The sequence below is a fragment of the Brachybacterium phenoliresistens genome (genome assembly GCF_000576425.1).
Lineage (GTDB): Bacteria > Actinomycetota > Actinomycetes > Actinomycetales > Dermabacteraceae > Brachybacterium > Brachybacterium phenoliresistens.
Genome location: NZ_KK069993.1, coordinates 36,207 through 55,028, shown reverse-complemented (window position 1 = coordinate 55,028; position 18,822 = coordinate 36,207). Strand labels below are relative to the sequence as shown.

The 18,822-nt window shown below is 75.5% G+C and carries 17 protein-coding genes; 11 read left to right on the top strand and 6 right to left on the bottom strand.

Annotation, left to right across the window (positions count from 1 at the left end; genetic code table 11):
* Window positions 1-115: 115 nt before the first annotated feature.
* Window positions 116-2,536, bottom strand: coding sequence for an AAA family ATPase (locus tag BF93_RS09020; RefSeq protein WP_232226292.1), 2,421 nt, complete (start codon window positions 2,534-2,536; stop codon window positions 116-118).
* 88 nt (window positions 2,537-2,624) lie between these two features.
* On the opposite strand from BF93_RS09020, the gene BF93_RS18965 reads away from it, so the two are divergent.
* From BF93_RS18965 to BF93_RS09005, 3 genes are all read left to right on the top strand, one after another.
* Window positions 2,625-3,938 (top strand): sensor histidine kinase, encoded by a 1,314-nt coding sequence (locus BF93_RS18965; RefSeq protein ID WP_051486766.1) that lies wholly within the window; start codon window positions 2,625-2,627, stop codon window positions 3,936-3,938.
* 2 nt (window positions 3,939-3,940) lie between these two features.
* Entirely contained in the window at window positions 3,941-4,696 is a 756-nt protein-coding gene (locus BF93_RS09010; protein WP_038372154.1) for a response regulator transcription factor, read from the top strand.
* 67 nt (window positions 4,697-4,763) lie between these two features.
* Complete coding sequence (locus BF93_RS09005; protein WP_038372153.1) at window positions 4,764-5,858, top strand: AAA family ATPase; 1,095 nt, start codon at window positions 4,764-4,766, stop codon at window positions 5,856-5,858.
* A 54-nt stretch (window positions 5,859-5,912) separates the two neighbouring features.
* Here the strand turns inward: BF93_RS09005 and BF93_RS09000 are convergent, their stop codons facing one another.
* Window positions 5,913-6,707 carry an SDR family NAD(P)-dependent oxidoreductase gene (locus BF93_RS09000; RefSeq protein ID WP_038372152.1) on the bottom strand — a complete coding sequence of 265 codons (795 nt, stop codon included), beginning with the start codon at window positions 6,705-6,707 and terminating at the stop codon, window positions 5,913-5,915.
* Window positions 6,708-6,757: 50 nt separating this feature from the next.
* Between BF93_RS09000 and BF93_RS08995 the strand changes: the two genes are divergently transcribed.
* The 4 genes from BF93_RS08995 (at window position 6,758) to BF93_RS08980 (ending at window position 9,989) form a co-directional block, all read left to right on the top strand.
* On the top strand, window positions 6,758-7,084 hold the full coding sequence (locus BF93_RS08995) for a hypothetical protein (protein ID WP_038372151.1): 327 nt from the start codon (window positions 6,758-6,760) through the stop codon (window positions 7,082-7,084).
* Between the two features lie 62 nt (window positions 7,085-7,146).
* Entirely contained in the window at window positions 7,147-8,442 is a 1,296-nt protein-coding gene (locus BF93_RS08990) for an alpha/beta fold hydrolase (protein ID WP_038372149.1), read from the top strand.
* 70 nt (window positions 8,443-8,512) lie between these two features.
* Window positions 8,513-9,409, top strand: a complete 897-nt coding sequence (locus BF93_RS08985; RefSeq protein ID WP_198025392.1) for a TIM barrel protein — start codon at window positions 8,513-8,515, stop codon at window positions 9,407-9,409.
* Window positions 9,410-9,488: 79 nt separating this feature from the next.
* The gene (locus BF93_RS08980) at window positions 9,489-9,989 is read left to right on the top strand and encodes a GNAT family N-acetyltransferase (protein ID WP_038372148.1); all 501 of its coding nucleotides are present in this window, start codon (window positions 9,489-9,491) and stop codon (window positions 9,987-9,989) included.
* Between the two features lie 62 nt (window positions 9,990-10,051).
* On the opposite strand, the gene BF93_RS08975 is transcribed toward BF93_RS08980, so the two are convergent.
* On the bottom strand, window positions 10,052-10,498 hold the full coding sequence (locus BF93_RS08975; protein WP_156954106.1) for a hypothetical protein: 447 nt from the start codon (window positions 10,496-10,498) through the stop codon (window positions 10,052-10,054).
* 322 nt (window positions 10,499-10,820) lie between these two features.
* Between BF93_RS08975 and BF93_RS08970 the strand changes: the two genes are divergently transcribed.
* Window positions 10,821-12,035 carry a Cmx/CmrA family chloramphenicol efflux MFS transporter gene (locus tag BF93_RS08970; RefSeq protein ID WP_051486765.1) on the top strand — a complete coding sequence of 405 codons (1,215 nt, stop codon included), beginning with the start codon at window positions 10,821-10,823 and terminating at the stop codon, window positions 12,033-12,035.
* Here the strand turns inward: BF93_RS08970 and BF93_RS08965 are convergent.
* Together BF93_RS08965 and BF93_RS08960 are read right to left on the bottom strand one after the other, a co-directional pair.
* A complete protein-coding gene (locus tag BF93_RS08965) occupies window positions 11,950-12,699 on the bottom strand; it encodes a response regulator (protein WP_038372146.1) in 750 nt (249 codons plus the stop codon). The two genes, BF93_RS08970 and BF93_RS08965, sit on opposite strands and share 86 nt — an antisense overlap.
* On the bottom strand, window positions 12,696-14,006 hold the full coding sequence (locus BF93_RS08960) for a sensor histidine kinase (RefSeq protein ID WP_051486764.1): 1,311 nt from the start codon (window positions 14,004-14,006) through the stop codon (window positions 12,696-12,698). Before BF93_RS08960 ends, BF93_RS08965 begins: the two co-directional genes overlap by 4 nt.
* 156 nt (window positions 14,007-14,162) lie before the next feature.
* Here BF93_RS08960 and BF93_RS08955 point away from each other — a divergent pair, with 156 nt between their 5' ends.
* Window positions 14,163-14,906, top strand: a complete 744-nt coding sequence (locus tag BF93_RS08955; RefSeq protein ID WP_051486763.1) for a GAP family protein — start codon at window positions 14,163-14,165, stop codon at window positions 14,904-14,906.
* A gap of 47 nt (window positions 14,907-14,953) precedes the next feature.
* On the opposite strand, the gene BF93_RS08950 is transcribed toward BF93_RS08955, so the two are convergent.
* Window positions 14,954-16,303, bottom strand: coding sequence for an MFS transporter (locus tag BF93_RS08950; protein WP_051486762.1), 1,350 nt, complete (start codon window positions 16,301-16,303; stop codon window positions 14,954-14,956).
* 105 nt (window positions 16,304-16,408) lie between these two features.
* Between BF93_RS08950 and BF93_RS08945 the strand changes: the two genes are divergently transcribed.
* Entirely contained in the window at window positions 16,409-17,500 is a 1,092-nt protein-coding gene (locus tag BF93_RS08945) for a glycoside hydrolase family 172 protein (RefSeq protein ID WP_051486761.1), read from the top strand.
* Window positions 17,501-17,861: 361 nt separating this feature from the next.
* Window positions 17,862-18,788 carry an aldo/keto reductase gene (locus tag BF93_RS08940; RefSeq protein WP_051486760.1) on the top strand — a complete coding sequence of 309 codons (927 nt, stop codon included), beginning with the start codon at window positions 17,862-17,864 and terminating at the stop codon, window positions 18,786-18,788.
* Window positions 18,789-18,822: the final 34 nt, after the last annotated feature.

Genomic DNA, 18,822 nt, shown 5'->3' with positions numbered 1-18,822 from the left:
CGCGACAGGATAGGCGCGGCGACTGGGAGTAGCAGGCGGCGCAGGGCTCAGGACGCGCCGAGGGCGACGCGGCGGGGGATTCCCCGGAGGCCTCGCGCTGCGGGGGAGTTCCCCCTCAGAGCGCCCAGGCGAGGAAGTCCTCGGCGACCAGGACGGGCTTGCCCCATCTCGCGGCGCTGCGGGACTTGGCGGACTGGCTGCCGCGCTCGGCGACGACCAGGACATCGGTCCGGGTCTTGGTGACGTTCGCGACCGGGAGCAGGCCGCGCCGGGCGGCGATCTGCTCCATCTCCTCCCGCTCGAGCACGCCGTGGTCGGGGTGGACGACGGTGCCGGTGAAGCACACCCGCACCCCCGGCTGCAGCAGCGTCGCGAGGTCGGGCGGGCCCTCGAGCTGCAGGTCCGCGGGCAGCACCGTCACCCCGTAGTGGGCCTCGACCTCGCGCAGACGGTCCACCGCGACCTGGTCGGCGTCGATCACCCGCTCCCATGCCGCGGCCAGGGACTGCGCGAGCAGGTGGGCGGCGTCGTCCTCGGCCGAGACGTTGCCGCCGACGACGAAGCCCGTCGGGCCGTCCGTCCCGGCGGCGCCGGTGGTGCGGGCCAGCAGGTAGCCGTGCCCGCGCGGCAGCTGCGGGAACACCTGGCCGACGGGGGACAGCAGCGGCAGGCTCGTCGCATCGGTCGCATCGGTCGCATCGGTCGCATCGGTCGCATCGGTCGCGTCGGTCGCGTCGGTCGCATCGGTCGCGTCGGTCGCGTCGGTCGCATCGGCCGCGTGGGCCGCCTCGCGGCGCAGCCGCAGCGCCGCGTCGCGCACGGCCCGCGCCCGGTCCAGGGCCGTGCCGGTGCGCAGGGCGGTGCGCTCGGCGCTGGTGAGCTCGGCGGCGGGCAGCTCGACGCCCATCGGCATCGGCTCGAGGCGGCCGTTGCGCTTGAGCTCGACGTCGATGTGCCCCAGCAGCTCGTCGATCCCGACGCCCACGCCGACGCGACCGGCCAGCAGCGGGGACAGCGCCGGCCAGGCCTCGGCGAGGACGGGCGCCAGCTGCACGTCACTGGTGGTGATGCCGTGCTCCGTGCGCGCCCGGTACAGGTCCATGGTCGGGTTGACGACGGTGGAGGCCTCGTCGCCGTCATCGGTGACCACGGCGATCTCCACGGGCCGCGGCCGGAAGCGGTCGCCGCGCTCGCCGACCATGAGGGCGGCGAGGTACACCTCGCCCAGGGCGTCCTCCGCCGGGGCCGATGCGGTGAGGAACCGCCGCACCCGCGGGTCCGTCTTGAGGTCCCGGGGCAGCACGTCGCGGCGCAGCACCAGGCCCTCCAGGCTCGTGCACCGGCTCAGCGCCACGTACAGCTGGCCGTTGGCGAAGGTACCGCCGGTGAGGTCGACGACCACCCGGTCCAGGGTCTGCCCCTGGGACTTGTGGATGGTGATGGCCCAGGCCAGCTTCATCGGCAGCTGGGTGAAGCTGCCGACGACGTCGTGGAGCAGCTGCCCGCCCTCGACTCGCGGCCGGGTCACGTCCCAGGTGTGCGGGCGGACCTCGACCTCCTCGCCCTCACGCAGGCGGACGTCCACGACCGGACCGTCCGCATCGCGGCGGATCCGGGTGATGCGGCCGATGCTCCCGTTGACCCACCGGTCCGAGGGGTCGTTGCTGAGCATCATGACCTGGGCGCCCTCGGCGAGGTCCAGGCGGGCATCGGTGGGCTGCTCGAAGCCGTCCAGGTCGCCGCGGATCTCGGCGGCGAACGGGTGGACGGGCCCGGGCAGCTGCGCGAGCATGCGTGCGTTGCGGCTCTTCACGGTGGAGTTGGTGGTCGCGAGGGTCAGCCAGAACTCGTGCTCGGCCGGCTCGAAGTCCCGGTCGGTGCGGGTGTTCAGCCGGGTGCGGGCGTCCTCCAGCAGTGCCCCCTCGCGCACCTGGTTCAGCAGGTCCACCAGGTGCGCGTCGCCGATCTGCCGGAACACGGTGGTCAGCTCGACGACGGGGAAGGCGTCGCGGTCGAAGTGCCGTGCGGAGAAGAAGTACGGGCTGCCGAAGCGCTCCTGGATGAACCCGGCCTCGGAGTCCCGCACCACCGGCGGCAGCTGGTGCAGGTCCCCGACCAGCACCAGCTGCACCCCGCCGAAGGGTGCGCCGGGCTTCGGCCCGAACCGCTCGAGCGCCGCGACGAGGGCGTCGAACAGGTCCGCGCGCACCATCGACGCCTCGTCGACGATCAGCACCTCGAGCTCGGCGAGGGTCCGGGCGAAGCGCCCCGGGAAATACCGGGGCCCGCGGACGGTCTCCTCGCTGACCCCCGGCGGGAAGGAGAACAGCCGATGGATCGTGTACCCGTCCACGGTCAGGGCCGCGATCCCGGTGGGGGCCACGGTCACCGCCCGCCGGTCCGTGCGCTCCAGGAACAGGCGGATCAGCGTCGACTTGCCCGTGCCCGCGCGACCGGTGAGGAACATGCTCCGCCCCGAGAGCAGCAGGTCCAGCGCCGTGCGGAACTCGTCGGTCATCGTCAGCGGGGAGCCCATGGGAGCCATTGTCCCCGAGGCCCCCGCCGCGCGGAGGTCGTGCTTTCGGCCGATCCGCCGGGCCGGCCCCGGTTCCTACGATGTCCTCATGCCCGCCCCCGTGATCGCGTCCTCCGCGCACCCGTCCCCGGCCGGCGACTCCGCGGACAGCCCCTCCCCGGCCGGGCCGTCCCTGGAGCCGCCGCCTCCCGCCCCGTGGTGGCTGCGCGCCCTGCGCGCCGTCGGCGTCTCCGCGATCTGCCTGATCATCGGCCTGCTCGTGCTGGTCTTCGTCTACGGGACGACGATCGACGAGCAGGGCGACCTCTCGGACCGGCTGGTCGCCCTGTTCGTCGTCGACCTGCTGGTGGGGCTCGCGGCGGCGCTCGCCGTCGGGCCGATGCGCCGCGCCGGGGCCGCGAACCTGATCCTGGTGGCGGCCCTCGCCGTCAGCGGCATGTCGGTCGCGGCGGCCGCCGTGGCCCTGGCCCGCCTCGGCGAGCGGCGCACACGGCTGCTGGACGCGGCGGCGATCATCCTCGCCGTCGGCGGCTCGGTCGTCTCCTCCCTGCTGTTCCGCTGGGCGGAGGGATCGTCCAGCGGGACCCTGCCCTGGGAGATGCTGATGACCTGCGCGTTCGCGGCAGCGGCGCTGCTGTGGGGCCGGGCCCGGGGCACCCGCGCGGCGCTCATCGCCTCGCTGCGCGCGCAGGCCTCCACCGCCCGCCGCGAGCGGGACGCCCTCGAACGGGAGCATCGCGCGCTGATCGCGCAGGCGCAGGCCGAGCAGCGGGCCGCGATCGCCCGCGACATGCACGACAGCCTGTCCCACCATCTCTCCCTCATCGCCATGCACGCCGGCGCGCTCGAATACCGCCGGGACCTGCCGGAGGCGCAGCGGCAGGAGGCCGCGAGCATCATCCGTCGCGGCGCCCAGGCCGCGAACACCGAGCTGCGGGAGGTCCTCGGGGCGCTGCGCGCCGACGGCATGCCGCTGCCCACCGCCGCGGACCTCGTCACCATGCTCGAGGACGCTCGCGCCGCCGGGCAGGAGATGACGCTCCTGTGGAGCGATGCCCCGGCCGAGGATCCGGCCGCCGGCGAGGAGCCCTTCACCCCGCAGATGCTGGACGGCATGAGCCGGGCGGGCGTGGTCACCCTGGTGCGGATCGCCCGCGAGCTGCTGACCAATGCGCGCAAGCACGCCCCGGGCACCCGGCTGGACCTGCGCCTGCACCGTGCGGGCGAGCAGCTCGTGCTGCGCGCCTCCAACCCCGTGCCCCGGGAGGCGCCCGCCGCCGGCGCCCGGCTGGGGCTGGTCGGGGTGCGCGAGAGGATCGTGCTGCTGGGCGGCAGCCTGCACATCGAGGACGGGACCGCGGGACGCTTCGCGGTCGAGGCACGACTTCCCTGGAGGGACTGACCATGACCGACCCCGGCACGGGCACCGTGCGGCTGCTCCTCGTGGACGACGAGAACCTCATGCGCGCCGGGCTGCGCCTGATGATCGACGGCGCCGAGGGCATCGAGGTGGTGGGGGAGGAGGCCGATGGCGCCGGCGCCCTCCGCGCCGTCGACGCCCTGGATCCCGACGTCGTGCTCATGGACATCCGCATGCCCGGCATGGACGGCATCGAGGCGACGCGGCGCCTGCACGCCCAGGGGGCCCGCGCGGCGATCGTCGTGCTCACCGCCTTCGACACCGATGGCTTCCTGCTCGATGCCCTGCGGGCCGGCGCCGTGTCCTTCCTGCTCAAGGACACCCCTCCGCAGGACGTGGTGCAGGCGGTGCACGAGGCGGCGCAGGGCCGGGCGCGCTTCTCCCCGCTGGTGCTGCGGCGCCTGGTCGACCTCGCCGCCGACGGCGCGAGCGGGGCCGAGGGGTCCCGTCCTCGCGACCCCCGCGCCGGATCGCTGCCGGACGGGGCGCCGCGCGGCGCATCGGACAGCCCCGGCGGCGGGCTCCGCTCCGCGCCCGCCGGGCAGCTTCCCGCCGGCGTCACCGCCCGCGAATGGGAGGTCGCGCAGCTGGTGGCGCAGGGGCTGACCAACGGCGAGATCGGCGAGGCGCTGTTCCTGTCGCTGCCCACGGTGAAGACGCACGTGGGGCGGCTGTTCGACAAGCTCCACGTCACCAACCGCGTCCAGCTCGCGATCCGGGTGCTCGAGCTGCAGGCCTGAGCCGTCGGGCCGTCCTGCAGACGATATTCCTGTGCCCGCCCCGCCTACCTCCCAGTAGGCTCCTGACATGCATGTTCTACGTCTGGCCGGGCCTCCCGGCGTCGGCAAGTCGACGCTGGCGCTCGCCATCGCCGCGCGCCTGGCGGCGGACGGGGAGCCCGTCTCCTCCGTCGACATCGACCAGCTCGGCATGCTCTACCCCGCCCCGGACGGCGACGCGGACCGCTGGGTGCTCAAGGAGCACGCCCTCGACCTCGTGGCGAGCATCCACCGTCGCGCCGGCTCCCGGTCCCTCCTCGTCTCCGGGGTCGCCAGCCCCGACGCCCCGCCGCCGCGCACCGCAGGCGAGTCCGTCGCCTCCCTCTGGCTGGACCTCGCCCCTCAGCAGCGCCATGCACGGCTCGGCGCCCGCGGCTGGAGCGCGGAGCAGCGCGAGGAGGCCGTCCGCATCGGCACCGAGGAATCGGCCCGCCTGGCCGATGGCTGGCGCCGCGTGGCGCTGGACGGGCTCGGCGTCGAGGACGCGGTCGAGGCCGTCCTCGCCGCGGCGGCCGGAGAGGACAGCGGTCCGGAGGGGCCGGCGGCGCCGCTCGAGCACGCCGATGCGCAGACCGCGCCGGTCCTGTGGATCACGGGGCCGCGCTGCGCGGGCGCCTCGAGCGTGGGCTGGGAGCTGGCGCAGGCCGCCTGGGGCGCCGGCACGCGCACCGGGTTCCTCGACCTCGCCGAGCTGTCCCTGGCCCGCAACCTCCCCGGCGGTGCGGCGGCCGCGCGGGTCGCCGGCGCCGACTGCGTGGCGGCGCTGCACGAGTGCTTCGTCGGCGCCGGCGGCGTGGCGAGCATCGTCGTCGCCCCCATCGGCGCCGGGCCGGACCTGGCCTTCGCGGCCTTCGGGGACGTGCCGGTGATCTCCGTGCGGCTGGATGCGACGCCCGCCGAGCTGCGCGAGCGCGCCCGCTCCCGCGCCCGTGGGGCGGGACCGCATCTGGCGGCCGATGATCTGCGCGGCGCCACCGACATGGAGGTCGCCGCCGTCGCCCGCCGCGCGGCGCGCGAGCGGGAGCTGCCCCTGCACAGCGGGGAGGTCCTCGTCCCGACCTCGGGCGCCGACCCGGCCGGCGTCGCCGCCCGCATCCGCACCGCCACCGGCTGGTCCCTCTGACGCGCCCGGTCCCGTCCTCGCCGGCTCCTGTGCCCGGCGGCGGCCCGGAGGGGGTCAGTGCACGCTGAAGCCGCCGTCCACGGCGATGGACTGGCCGGTCACGTAGGCGCTCGCGGCGCTCGCCAGCCACACGACCGGGCCCGCGAAGTCCTCGGGGCGGCCGTTGCGGCCCACCAGGGTGCGGGCCGCGAGGGCCTGCACCGTGGCCGGGTCCGAGCTGAGGCGGGTGTTCAGCGGCGTCGGCACGAAGCCGGGGATCAGCACGTTCGCGGTGACGCCGCGGGCGGACCAGGCCTCGGCCTGCGAGCGGGCCAGCGCCTCCAGCGCCGCCTTGGACACCCCGTACGCCCCGCTCGCGGCGAAGGGCCGATGCGCCTGCTGCGAGCTGATGTGGATCAGACGGCCGCAGCCGCGCTCGGCCATGGCGGGGGCCAGCGCCTGGCCCAGCAGGAACGGGGCATCGAGGTTCACGGCCATCGTCGCGTCCCAGGTGTCCTCGTCGAGCTCGGGCATCGGCGGGCGCAGGTTGATCCCCGCGCTGCACACCAGCACGTCCACGCCGCGGGGGCCGTCGGGCGCGACGTGCGCGAGGGCGCGCTCGGCGAGATCCCGGGCTCCCTCCCGGGTGCCGAGGTCCGCCGGCAGCGCCGCGGCCGAACCTCCCGCCGCGGCGATCTCGTCGACGACCTCCCGGATCGGCCCCTCGCGCCGGGCGGCGATCAGCACGTGCGCGCCGGCGGCCGCGAGGGCGGTGCTGATCGCGCGGCCGATGCCGCTGCTGCCGCCGGTGACCAGGGCGGTGCGGCCGGACAGGGAGAAGAGCTCGGGCAGGGCGGCGGAGGTGCTCATCGCAGGACCGTACACTGCCTGCACCTGGACCTGACGGAGGGAGCCGCACCATGGCCCTGGGAGTGGTGGTGTTCCTCGCCGTGCCGACGCTGCTGGTGCTGCTCGGCGCCGCGGAGATCGTGCTGGCGGTCCTCGACCTGCGATCGCCGATGCGGGTGGTGCCCGGGAGGCGCCTGTCGGCCCGCCTGCTGCTGGTCGCCGGGATCGGCACGGTGATCTGCGCGGTGATCTCCCTGGCGCCGCTGTACTCCGAGCTGCAGTACGGGGCGGTGCTGTGGCCGGTCGTCGCGCTCGCCCTGGCGCTGATCTGGAACGTGGTCGCCGTCGGCGGGGCGATCCTCGCCCGCGTGGTCCGCCCGAGGACCCCCGGCTCCTGAACCGCCCGCCGCGCCGTCCCCGGTGGACCCACCACCCGGCCGGCGCTCCTAGACTGCAGGTCATGCCCCTCACGACCCGCACCTGGACCCTGCCCGGCCTGCATCTGAGCGACCTCACGCTCCCCGTGCCCCTGGACCCCGAGCGTCCCGACGGCCCGCAGCTCGAGGTGTTCGCGCGCGTGGTCGCCGCCGAGGACGGCCGGGACCGCCCCTACCTCGTCTACCTGCAGGGCGGGCCCGGCTCCGAGGCGCCGCGGCCCACCCTCGAATCGGCCGCCCCGGCGTGGCTGCCGCGGGCTCTCGAGGACTTCCGCGTGGTGATGCTGGACCAGCGCGGCACCGGCCGCTCCACGCCGATCGGCCTGGACTGCCCGCTGCCGCAGGGCGCCGCCGGCGGCGCCGCGACCCTGCGGGAGGCATCGGCCGAGGACCAGGCCGCCTACCTCGCCTGCTTCCGGGCCGATGCGATCGTCCGCGACGCCGAGGCGCTGCGCGAGGCCCTTGAGGTCGCGTCGTGGAGCCTGCTGGGACAGTCCTTCGGCGGCTTCACGGCCCTGCGCTACCTCTCCGAGCACGCCGGCAGCGTGGACCTGGCGCTGTTCACGGGCGGCCTTCCCGCCGTCGGAGAGCAGCTGGACGCGGTGTACACGACCACCTGGGAGGGGATGGCTCGCCGCAGCGAGGCCTTCTACGCCCGCTTCGCCGGGGACCGCGACCGGATGCGGCACCTGGCCGATCTCGCCGCGGCGGGGCAGCTGCACCTGCCCGACGGCCAGGCCGTCTCCGTCGACCGCCTGCGCACGCTCGGGCATCTGCTGGGCGCCTCCGGCGGGCCGGAGCGCCTGCACTACCTGCTCGAGCTGGACCCCGCGAGCCCCGCCTTCCGCCATGACCTCACCGCCGCGCTGCCCTTCAGCGGCCGCAACCCGCTGTACGCGGTGCTGCACGAATCCTGCTGGGCCGACGGCCACGCCACCCGCTGGGCCGCGGACCGCACCATGCCGCAGTCCGTGCGGGAGGACCCGACCCTGCTGGCGGGCGAGCACGTGCACCGCTCCCTGTTCGCCGAGGATCCCGAGCTCGCCCCGTGGGCCGAGGCCGCCGACCTCCTCGCCGAGCACGCCTGGCCCGCCCTGTACGACCCGGACGCCCTGCGCGCCGCCCAGGTGCCCGCCGCCGCGGCCGTGTACTTCGAGGACGCCTACGTCCCCCGGGAGCACTCCCTGGCCACGGCCGCCTTGCTGCCGCAGATGCGCCCCTGGGTGACCAGCGAGTACGAGCACAACGGTCTGCGCGCCAGCGCCGGCGGGGTGCTGGACCACCTGCTGGACCTCGCCCGCGGCCGCCGCACCGCCTGACCGGCGCGGCGCCCCGCGGCCGCGCCTGCGGCCTGCCGCGGGGGCGGGGCCGGCCGATACAGTGGCGCGCATGAGCAATGCCGCCCAGAACGTCGCCCCCGCTCCCGCCCTCTCCGCCGATGCCGCGCCCGGCTCCGCCGCCCCGGCGACGCCGATGGCCGTGCACGCGTGGTCGCTGCATCGGACGCTCGGCCGCTTCGTCGCCGAGCACGCCAACCCGCCGGGCTCCACCGCCATGACCCCGACGCCCGCGGCACCCGGCGCCGTGGACATGCTGGACCTGCCCCGAGAGCTCGCCGCGCACGGCATCGGCACCGTGCAGCTGTGCCACTTCCACCTGCCCCGCCGCGACCGCTCCTACCTCGAGGAGCTGCGCGCCGCGCTCGCCGAGGCCGAGGTGGCGCTGGACGCCCTGCTCGTGGACAACGGCGACCTCGTCCACCCCACCGACGCTGATGCCCACGAGGCGTGGATCGCCGGCTGGCTGGAGGACGCCGCCGTGCTCGGCGCGACCCGCGGCCGGGTGTGCGCCGGCGAGTCCGATCCCACCCCCGAGCTCATCGCCGCCAGCGGCGCCCGCCTGTCCCGCCTGGCCGCCGGATCCCCGGTGCGCGTGGTCACCGAGAACTGGAAGCAGCTGCTGCCCACCGCGGACGACGTCCACGCGCTGCTGGACGCGACGGGCGGCTCCATCGGCCTGCTCATCGACCTGGACAACTGGACGATGCCGGATCGCGACCAGCAGCTGGCGAGCATCGCCGGCCGCGCCGAGACCTCGCACGCCAAGTGCCCCACCACCGAGGACGGCGCCCTGGACCCCGCGCGGTACCGCCGCACGCTGGAGGCCGTCCTCGGGGCGGGCTACGACGGACCGCTGTGCCTGGTGTACGCGGGCGCGGACGACGACGAATGGGCCGGTCTGGCCGCCTGCCAGCAGGTCGTCGACGCCGTGCGGACCGATGGCTGAGACGGCTCGCCGGGCCGAGGACGGCCGCGTCGGCGGACCCGGTGGCGCCGGTCCACGCCGGGATGCCGCCGCTGCGCCGGTGATCCGCCGGACCCGGCCGGAGGAGCACGAGGCCCTCTCCGCCCTGGCGCTGCGCTCGAAGGGGCATTGGGGGTATCCGCCGGAGTTCCTCGAGGCCTGCCGCGAGGAGCTGCGCTACGACGCCGAGACCTGCGGCTCGGAGCTGATGTGGGCGGCCGAGCGCGACGGGACGGTGCTCGGCATCGTCCGCCTCGCGCCGGTCGCGGGCGCGCCGGACCTGCCCGGCCCGCCCGAGGCGCTCGAGCTCGAGGCCCTCTTCGTCGACCCTCCCGCGATCGGCACCGGCTGCGGCCGGCTGCTGCTGGAGCACGCCCTCGCGCAGGCCCGCGCCCGCGGTGTGCGGCGCGTGCTGCTGGACGCGGACCCGGGGGCGGAGACCTTCTACCGCCGCTTCGGCGCCGTGCGGATCGGCTCCGCGCCCAGCGGTTCGATCCCCGGCAGGATGCTGCCGCGGCTCGAGTACCGCCTGGGGGACGAGGCGGAGGCCGCCGGACACTGACGGGCGCCGTCGGCCACGGACGGGCGCCGTCGGCCGCGGCCCGGGTCTGACGTCGGCGCGCCTCAGATCGCGCGGTCTCCCGGGATCTCCTCGTGCGCGCGGTAGCAGGTGGACCACCAGGTGCCCGTCCCTGCGCGATACGCCTGCGGCACGAGGCTCGAGACGACATCGATGGACTCACCATCCGGGGAGGCGATGCCGAGCCCGCAGGCGGCGTCGCCCGCCGCTTCGCCGAGGAGCGACGGGGGCAGCAGGGTCCACGATCCGCCGAACCGGCGCCGGAGCCCCTCGCCCAGGAACGCCTCGTACTGAGCGGCCTGGTCAGCAGGCACGTCCCCGGCCGATGCCCACGTGGCGAGCATCTGCTGCTCGAGCGCATCGAGGGACGGCGAGCTCCAGGGATCGTCGGCGTCCAGCGGCGCGAAGGGAGCGGAGGGCGCGACCTCCTCGAGGATCTGGGCGCAGCGGGCCTGCCAGGCCTCCATGTCGACGTCGCCTCGTGGTGCCATCGTGGAATCTTTACCCCTTGTCGGTGCGGACATGTCGGTGCACCGACCCTATCGCCCGCCCGGGCGGACCCGCCTCCGGCGGGGACGCCCCCGGAGAAATGCCGCGCGCCCGGCCGCGGGCCCCGGCTAGCATCGGGGCCATGACGAGTCCGGAATCAGACAGGTCAGGGGCTGACGGTCACACCGCCGGCCCCTGGAACCGCTGAGCCCCCACCGCTGCGCGCGGAGCATCCGCCCTGCGCAGCCGGTCCGGCGCATCCCGGGCAGCCGGCCGTGGTGACGAGACGACCCCCTCTCGTGAACCCCCACCCCGGAGCATCCGATGCCGCTCGTCCTCTTCCTTCTCGCCCTGGCGGTCTTCGTCATGGGCACCTCCGAATTCATGCTGGCGGGGCTGATCCCCGCCATCGCTGCTGATCTCGACGTCCCTCTGGGCGCGGCCGGTCTGCTGACCTCGGCGTTCGCCGGGGGAATGGTCCTCGGCTCGCAACTCATGGCGGTGCTCGCCCGCCGCTGGCCGCCCCGGACCACCCTGCTGGCGTGCCTGCTCGTCTTCGCCGGATGCCACGCGGTCGCGGCGCTGACCCCGCAGTTTCCGATCCTCCTGGGCACCCGGGCGCTCAGCGCCCTCGCCTGCGCCGGCTTCCTCGCCGTCGCCCTGAGCACGGCGACCACGCTCGTGCCGGCGCATCGCACGGGGCGGGCCCTGGCGATCCTGCTGTCGGGCACGACGCTCGCCACCATCGCCGGCGTCCCCGCCGGGGCCCTGCTCGGCACCGCCATGGGGTGGCGTGCGACGTTCTGGGCCATCGCCCTGCTCTGCATCCCGGCGGCCCTCGGGGTCCTCGCGGGGATGCGGCGGACGCCCGCTGCCTCCGCCCGCACCGCCGGACCGGACCTGCGGTCCGAGCTGGCCGCGCTCGGATCCTCGACCCTGCTCCGGGCGATGGTGCTCGCCGCCCTGGTCAACGCCGGCACCTTCGCGGCATTCACCTATCTGGCACCGGTCGTGACCGGGGTCGCCGGGCTCGCGGACGGCTGGATCCCGGTGGCGCTGATGGCCTTCGGCATCGGATCCTTCCTCGGGGTCACGATCGCCGGTCGACTCAGCGACCGCTGGCCCGGCCCGCTGCTCGCCGTCGGAGGGCCGATGCTGCTGATCGGGTGGGTCGCCCTGGCGCTGCTGGCGGCCCGTCCCGGTCTGCTCCTCGCCCTCGTGCTGGTGCAGGGCATGGTGTCCTTCGGGGTCGGCAGCACCCTGGTCGCCCGGGTGCTCCGCGCCGCCTCGGGCGCGCCGACGATGGGCGGAGCCTTCGCGACCGCGGCGCTGAACATCGGCGCCGCAGCCGGGCCAGGGCTCGGGGCCCTCGGCCTCTCCGCCGATCGCGACGTGCTCGCCCCGATCTGGGTCGCGGCGGGGCTCACGGCGGCGGCGCTGACGGTGATGGCGCTCAGCCGTCCCCGCCGCGATGGGTCTGCCACCACAGGGCGGCCTGCAGGCGCGAGTCCACACCGAGCTTCGCGAGCACGTGGGTGATGTGCGACTTCACCGTCGTCAGCTCCACGAACAGCTCCCGGGAGATCTCCCGGTTGGACATGCCGCGGGCCAGCAGGCGCAGCACGTCCTCCTCCCGGCCGGTCAGCGGCGGCACCGGCTCGGCCGATGCCCGCTGCGCGGGATCTCCGGGCGCTGCCGTGGCGGGCTGCTCGGCCGCTGCCGGCGCTGCGGCCGGTCCCGACCCCCGCCCGGAGGCGTCCGCCGCGGCCGCGGCGCCCTCGCGGCGCCGCAGCTGCGCCAGGACCGCCTGCATCGCCTCCTGCGAGAGCGCGGCGTCCCCGGCGGCGACGGCGCGCACCGCCTCGAGGAACCGCGCCGGGTCCTCGGACTTCACGAGATAGCCGTCGGCCCCCGCCGCGAGCGCCCCGAGGACGTACTCGTCCAGGTCGAAGGCGGAGACGACGAGGACCCGGGCGCCGGTCGCCCGCAGGCCCGGGGTGATGTCGATGCCGGTCGCCCCGGGCATGCGCACGTCCGTGAGGACCACATCGGCGCGGTGCTCGCGGGCGGCGGCGAGGGCCCGCGGCCCGTCGCCCGCCTCGGCGACGACGTCGATGTCGGCCTCGGCGCGCAGCAGGGCGACGAGGCCGGCGCGCACGGCGGCGTGGTCGTCGGCGACGATCACGCGGATCGGGTCCGTCATGGCAGGTCTCCTCCGGGGACGGCGGGAAGGCGCACCTCGAGGCGCCACAGGTCGGGGCGGTCGGGATCGGGGCCGGCGTCGACGGTCCCGCCGAGGGCGCGGGAGCGGTGCGCGATCGCGGCGAGCCCCAGGCCCGTGCCGGGCTCCGCGGCCGGGTCCCGGGTGTTCGTGCTGGTGAGGCGGAGGTGCCCGGGAGGATCGACCGCCACCTGCAGGGTGCGGGGCGGCAGCCCGTGACGCAGGGCGTTGGTGACGGCCTCGGCGCCGGTACGCAGCAGCGCCGCGCGCACGGCCGGGGCGGTGCGGGACGGGTCCTCGACCGCCGGGTCGATGGACACCTCGCCGCCGTCTCCGCCCACGGCCAGGCGGTCGGCCAGGACCTCCCAGGACAGGGTCGTGCCCGGGGCGATCCGCGAGCCGTCGGCATCGGCTGCGCTCAGCAGCCCGATCATGGCGCGCAGATCCCGCAGGGCCGCCCGGGCGGAGTCCTGGGTGGTGGCCAGCGACCGTTCCCGCCCCTCCGCATCGGGCAGGGAGCGGGCCAGGCCCGCATGGATGCTCACGGCGCTGAGATGCCCGGCGACCAGGTCGTGGAGGTCCTGCGCGATCTCACGGCGCTCCTGCTCGACGGCGCGTCCCGCTCGCTCGACGGCCAGGGCCTTCTCCGTGTCGGCGAGGATCTCCGCGGTCAGCTGCGCGGTGCGGTGCAGGCGCACGTCCCAGCCCCACATCATCGGGGTGATGACGGCGACGGTGACCACGAGCAGCCCGACCGCGATGCCCTCCCCGGCGCCGAGCTCGACCCACAGCAGGACGACCAGGCCGAGCGACAGCGCCGCCCCCAGCCCCGTCGCGATGCGGGCGACGGGCCGGGCGCCGTGGGCGATCGGCGACCACAGCGCCTCGAACAGCAGCACATAGGCCGCCAGGGTCCCGAACCACAGGATCACCAGCACGGCGAGCGGCCCGGCGAGGGCCAGCGTGATCGCAGGGCGGCGCCGCCGCCACAGGGTCGAGACGCCGCCCACCACCAGCATGACCGTGGCCAGGGACGCCACGTCGGGGCTGCGGCCGATGAGCAGTCCGCTGCTGCCCATCGGGATCATCGGCAGCGCGATCACCGCGGAGAGGTAGGCGAGGGCGACGATCACGTCCCGCCGCTCCAGGCGGGGCGGGCGCATCCGGACCCCCGGATCCGCGGCGGGCCCGACCGCCGCCGGGGCGCCGGCCGCCGCGCGCGAGGACGGCGGGGCGGCGCCGGTCTCCGCGCCGCCGAGCGCGCGCCGGAGAAGAGCGGGAAGGGGCATGCTGCGAGGCTACCGGCGCCGGGGTCCGGATCGGCCCGAACGGTGCCCCGCCGGCACCGCAGCAGTACCAAAGGAGGAGACGGCGGCCCGGACCGTCCTCCCGTCCGGCACCTTGGGACGATGCCTGCGCCGATGCCGGGCGGAAGGATTCTCGGCATGGAACAGCTCGCCTCCGCCGCAGGACCCCTGGGCCTCGCCGTCCTGGCCCTCATCGACTCCACCAGCGTGGGAACCCTCGTCATCCCGCTGATGATGCTCGTGGGCTCCGCGGGGCCGGCCCGTCGCGTGGTGGGCCGCACCGTGCTGTACCTGCTGGTGATCGGCGTCTTCTACTGGGTGCTGGGCGTGGCGCTGCTGGCCGGTCTGCTGCCGCTGCTGGAGGCCGCGCAGGGCCTGCTGGACTCCCCGGCGGTGACGGTCCTCGCCGCGGCCGCCGGTGCGGGCCTGGTGGTGTGGTCCTACCGGTCCGATCCGGCGGCGATCCGCAAGCGCGGCGGGGACCCGGAGGCCTCCTCGCGGCGCTGGGCCGAGCGGGTCCAGCGGGCGGCCGGCTCGGCGCGCCTGCTCATCGGCCTGGCCCTGCTCGCGGGAGTGGTCGAAGCCGCCTCGATGATCCCGTACCTCGCGGCCATGGGCATCCTCGCGGACATGGAGGTGGGGCTCGGATCCGGAGCCGTGATCCTGGCGGGCTACTGCGCGGTCATGATCGCGCCGGCGCTCGTGCTGGCCGGCGGGCGCCTGATCGCGGGGCGCCGGGCCGATCGCCTGCTGGCGCGCGTGCACGCCTGGGCGATCCGCAACGCCGCGAGCGCGTTCTCCTGGGCGATCGGGATCATCGGCGTGCTGATCCTGCTGCGCACCCTCGGTCCGGCGGTCGCGGTGCTCACCGGCAGCGCCTGAGCGGCTCGGCGTCCCCTCTTCCGAGCCAGGATCACGACCGTGCTCCGCTATCGCGCATCCCGCCGGGCCTGTCGCGCATCCCGCCGCGTCCCGGGCCGTCCTCCCGCCGCGGCGACGAGCACCACGGCGAGCAGGGCCAGGGCCGGCAGCGCGGGAACCACGAGCAGGGCGGCCCGCACCGAGGCGACGGCGATGAGGCCGCTCGCGACGATCACGCCCACGGAGCTCGCGGTGCGCAGCAGCGCGAAGACCTCGGCCCGGCGCGCGGGCGGGGAGAGGCGGTCCAGCATGAGCGAGTAGAAGGTGCCCAGCGGGGCGAGCACCAGCCCCACCATCACCGCCCCCAGCAGCGTCCACGCGACCGCCTGGCCGACCGCGACGATCCCGACCCCGAGCGCCGTCGCGCCGAGCCACGCCACGACGGTGCGCAGCCGCGGGGTGCGGCCGCGCACGCTCACCCAGACGCCGCCGGCGACCGAGGCCAGGCACAGGGCGACGGGGAAGATCGACCCCCAGGCCGGCGCCAGGCCGTAGGCGACGGCGAGGGAGACCGCGCCCGTCTCGATGGTCGCGATCGCCGCGGAGCTCGCCATCGAGCAGCCCAGCCACAGCCACACCCGGCGCGGCAGCGCCTGACGGCCGGCCTCCGCGCTCCGGGGCAGGTCCGAGGACGGAGCGGCATCGGCCGACAACCCTGCGGCCGATGATCCTGTGCCCGTCGGCTGTGCGGACGATGCGTCCGCGACCGCCGCCGGATCCGACGCCGCCGAGGGGGTGCGCGGCATGGCGACCAGCGGCACCGCCCCGAGGGCCACCACGGCCCACATCGCCAGCAGCGGCGACGCGGTGCCGAGCACCGAGGCGAGGGCAGGGGAGAGGACGAAGACGACCTCGTTGAGGGTGGCGGAGACGCCGAGGGCCCGCGGCAGCCGGCCCGGCGGCACCAGCGGGTTCAGCGCCGCGCGCAGGTGCCCGAAGGCGGCGCCGCTGACCAGGCCGGCCGCGGCGGAGCCCGCGACCAGCAGGGAGAACGGGGCCTGCAGTCCGGCGAGCAGGGCGATCGCCGCGAGGGCGGCCGTGCGCACGGCGACCAGCACGCCCACCGAGGCCAGGGCCGGCACCCGCCGCCCCAGCCGCGCGACGGGCACCGCCCCGAGCACCTGGGCCACCGTCATCGCCAGCACCAGGGCGGCGCCGGAGTCCGCCGATCCGGTCACCGGCAGGGCGATCAGCGCGAAGAGGATGGGCGCGGCGGCCTGCGGCACGGCCAGCGCGGCGGAGGAGGCGAACCAGCCCAGCAGCGGTCGGCCCGGGCGCGGCAGGCGGGCCAGGCGAGGGCGTCGCGGCGCTCCCGGCCCGGTCCCGGGTGCTGCGCCCTGTGCGTCCTGTCCGCTCACCGTCCTACCTTTCCACAGCTCGGCGGCCGGGGCTCGCCCCGAGCCGTTGACCGGCCCCGGGCGCTCCCGTACGGTCGGCGCACGTCGATCACCCAGGAGAGACCCATGTCGTCCGATCCCGGTTCCCTCGCGCGCCTGCGCCGCACCGTCACCCGCTCGATCAGTCCCGAGAACCCCGATGGCGCTCCGGGCGGCGGGGGCCGCGCCACCGAGGGCACCGGGGCGCACAGCGCCCGTGACCTGGGGCGCGGCTGGAAGGTCTCGCCGAGCGTGGACGTCGCCGCGGGGGAGACGCTGACCCTGGGCGAGATCGACGGCGCCGGGGTCATCACGCACCTGTGGATCACCACGCACACCGACCACTGGCGGACCCTGGTGCTGCGAGCGTACTGGGACGGAGCCGAGGAGCCGGCGATCGAGGTGCCCTACGGGGACTTCTTCTGCCAGGGGTGGGGCGTGTTCTCCCAGGTCTCCTCGCAGATGATCGCCGTGAACCCGCACGGCGGCTTCAACTCCTACTGGCCGATGCCCTTCCGCACCGGGGCGCGGCTCACGCTGGAGAACGTCTCCGAGCAGCCGGCCCGGGTGTACTTCCAGATCACCGTCGAGCAGGGCGGCGACCACAGCCAGGACGGCTGCCTGCATGCGCAGTGGCGGCGCTCGAACCCGCTCGAGGACCGCACCCCGCACGTGATCGTCGACGGGGTGCAGGGGCACGGGCAGTACGTGGGCACCTATCTGGCCTGGGGCGCGAACTCCCCGGGCTGGTGGGGCGAGGGGGAGGTGAAGTTCTACCTCGACGACGACGGGGAGTTCCCGACCATCTGCGGCACCGGGACCGAGGACTACTTCGGCGGCGCCTGGAACTTCGACGTCCCCGGCGCGGGCTACACGCCGTACACCACGCCCTACCTGGGGATGCCGCAGGTGATCCGGCCCGATGGTCTCTACGCCTCCCAGCAGCGCTTCGGGATGTACCGCTGGCATGTGGCCGATCCGATCCGCTTCGCGCACGCGCTGCGGGTGGACGTGCAGGCGCTGGGCTGGCGCTCGGGCGGCCGATACCTGCCGCTGCGCGATGACATCGCGAGCACGGCGCTGTTCTACCTCGACGCCCCCGTCGCGGCCCGGCCGCCGGCTCCCACGGCCGATGCCATGGAGATCCACACGGGGACCGGAGGCGCCCCGCGGGCCTGAGCCGAAGGCGGCGGCCCCGGGTCGGCGAAGGCAGAGCCGGGGCGGAGGAGGCGGGCCCGAGAATGAGGGCCCGAGAAGGAGATGGCGCGCCGCCGATCGGAACCGTTCGCCCCATGCCCGATCAGCGGCGCGCCGTGGGTCGCGACAGCTGGCGGGTGAACCACCGCGTCAGCGACAACCGTGGCGCCAGGGAGGTGATCCGCAGACCGTCTCCCCGACGGCTCCCTCAGCGTAGGGCACCCTCACTCGATTACGCAAGCATGGGCTTGCGAAAAGTGCGCATAATTCGGTGACCTGCAGGATCGCGGTCCCGGCGCGGGGAGGTCTGTACCGCGGGCGAGGGAGGCCATAGGCTCGTCGTATGACCCAGGACACCGCTTCCCAGAACTCCGCCGCCTCGACCGCCCCCGCGCCGCGCCGCATCGGCTCCCTGTCCGTCTCCCCGCTGGGCCTGGGCGCCATGCCCTCGTCCATGGGAGGCAACGTCAAGCCCTCGCACGAGCAGGCCATCGCGACCGTCCACGCCGCTCTCGACGCCGGCATCACCCTGATCGACACCGCCGACATCTACGCCCCCAGCTGGGACACGATGGGCCACAACGAGAAGATCGTCGCCGAGGCGCTGAGCAGCTGGAGCGGCGACGCCTCGCAGATCTCGATCGCCACCAAGGGCGGCATCACCCGTTCCGAGGGCGAGGTGTGGGGCCGTGACGGGTCCGCCGCCTACCTGCGCAGCGCCCTCGAGAAGTCCCTCGAGGCGCTCGGCCGCGACAGCGTCGACCTCTACTACTGGCACCGACCCGACCGCAGCATCCGCTACGCCGAGGGCGTCGAGGCGCTCGCCGCGCTCAAGCGGGAGGGGCTGATCCGCGAGATCGGCGTCTCCAACGCCAACGTCGAGGAGCTCGACGTGGCCCGCGAGGTGCTCGGCGAGGGCGGCCTCGCCGCGGTGCAGAACGAGTTCTCGCCCCGCTTCCACCACACCAGCCACGGCGAGCTGACGTACTGCGGCGAGCACGGCATCGCCTTCGTCCCGTGGTCCCCGCTGGGCGGGACCGGCGGTGGCTCCAAGGCCGTCGGCGAGAAGTTCCCCCAGGTCGCCCGTGTCGCCGAGGCCCGCGGCGTGAGCCCGCAGCAGGTCGTGCTGGCCTGGGAGCTGTCCCTGGGCGAGCACGTCATCCCGATCCCCGGCGCCAGCCGCCCCGAGTCGATCACCGACTCGGCGCAGGCCATGACCCTCGAGCTCAGCGCCTCCGAGCTCGAGGACCTCGCGACCATCCTCGGCTGATCCTGCCCGCTCGTCCCCGGTCCGCGCCGCCGCG

Excerpts from the sequence above, each read along its gene's own strand:
- BF93_RS08975 (WP_156954106.1), bottom strand. The coding sequence starts at position 10,498 with ATGGCACCACGAGGCGACGTCGACATGGAGGCCTGGCAGGCCCGCTGC.
- BF93_RS09020 (WP_232226292.1), bottom strand. The coding sequence starts at position 2,536 with ATGGGCTCCCCGCTGACGATGACCGACGAGTTCCGCACGGCGCTGGAC.
- BF93_RS08955 (WP_051486763.1), top strand. The coding sequence starts at position 14,163 with ATGGAACAGCTCGCCTCCGCCGCAGGACCCCTGGGCCTCGCCGTCCTG.
- BF93_RS08940 (WP_051486760.1), top strand. The coding sequence starts at position 17,862 with ATGACCCAGGACACCGCTTCCCAGAACTCCGCCGCCTCGACCGCCCCC.
- BF93_RS08960 (WP_051486764.1), bottom strand. The coding sequence starts at position 14,006 with ATGCCCCTTCCCGCTCTTCTCCGGCGCGCGCTCGGCGGCGCGGAGACC.
- BF93_RS08995 (WP_038372151.1), top strand. The coding sequence starts at position 6,758 with ATGGCCCTGGGAGTGGTGGTGTTCCTCGCCGTGCCGACGCTGCTGGTG.
- BF93_RS09010 (WP_038372154.1), top strand. The coding sequence starts at position 3,941 with ATGACCGACCCCGGCACGGGCACCGTGCGGCTGCTCCTCGTGGACGAC.
- BF93_RS18965 (WP_051486766.1), top strand. The coding sequence starts at position 2,625 with ATGCCCGCCCCCGTGATCGCGTCCTCCGCGCACCCGTCCCCGGCCGGC.
- BF93_RS08985 (WP_198025392.1), top strand. The coding sequence starts at position 8,513 with ATGAGCAATGCCGCCCAGAACGTCGCCCCCGCTCCCGCCCTCTCCGCC.
- BF93_RS08965 (WP_038372146.1), bottom strand. The coding sequence starts at position 12,699 with ATGACGGACCCGATCCGCGTGATCGTCGCCGACGACCACGCCGCCGTG.
- BF93_RS09000 (WP_038372152.1), bottom strand. The coding sequence starts at position 6,707 with ATGAGCACCTCCGCCGCCCTGCCCGAGCTCTTCTCCCTGTCCGGCCGC.
- BF93_RS09005 (WP_038372153.1), top strand. The coding sequence starts at position 4,764 with ATGCATGTTCTACGTCTGGCCGGGCCTCCCGGCGTCGGCAAGTCGACG.
- BF93_RS08945 (WP_051486761.1), top strand. The coding sequence starts at position 16,409 with ATGTCGTCCGATCCCGGTTCCCTCGCGCGCCTGCGCCGCACCGTCACC.
- BF93_RS08970 (WP_051486765.1), top strand. The coding sequence starts at position 10,821 with ATGCCGCTCGTCCTCTTCCTTCTCGCCCTGGCGGTCTTCGTCATGGGC.
- BF93_RS08990 (WP_038372149.1), top strand. The coding sequence starts at position 7,147 with ATGCCCCTCACGACCCGCACCTGGACCCTGCCCGGCCTGCATCTGAGC.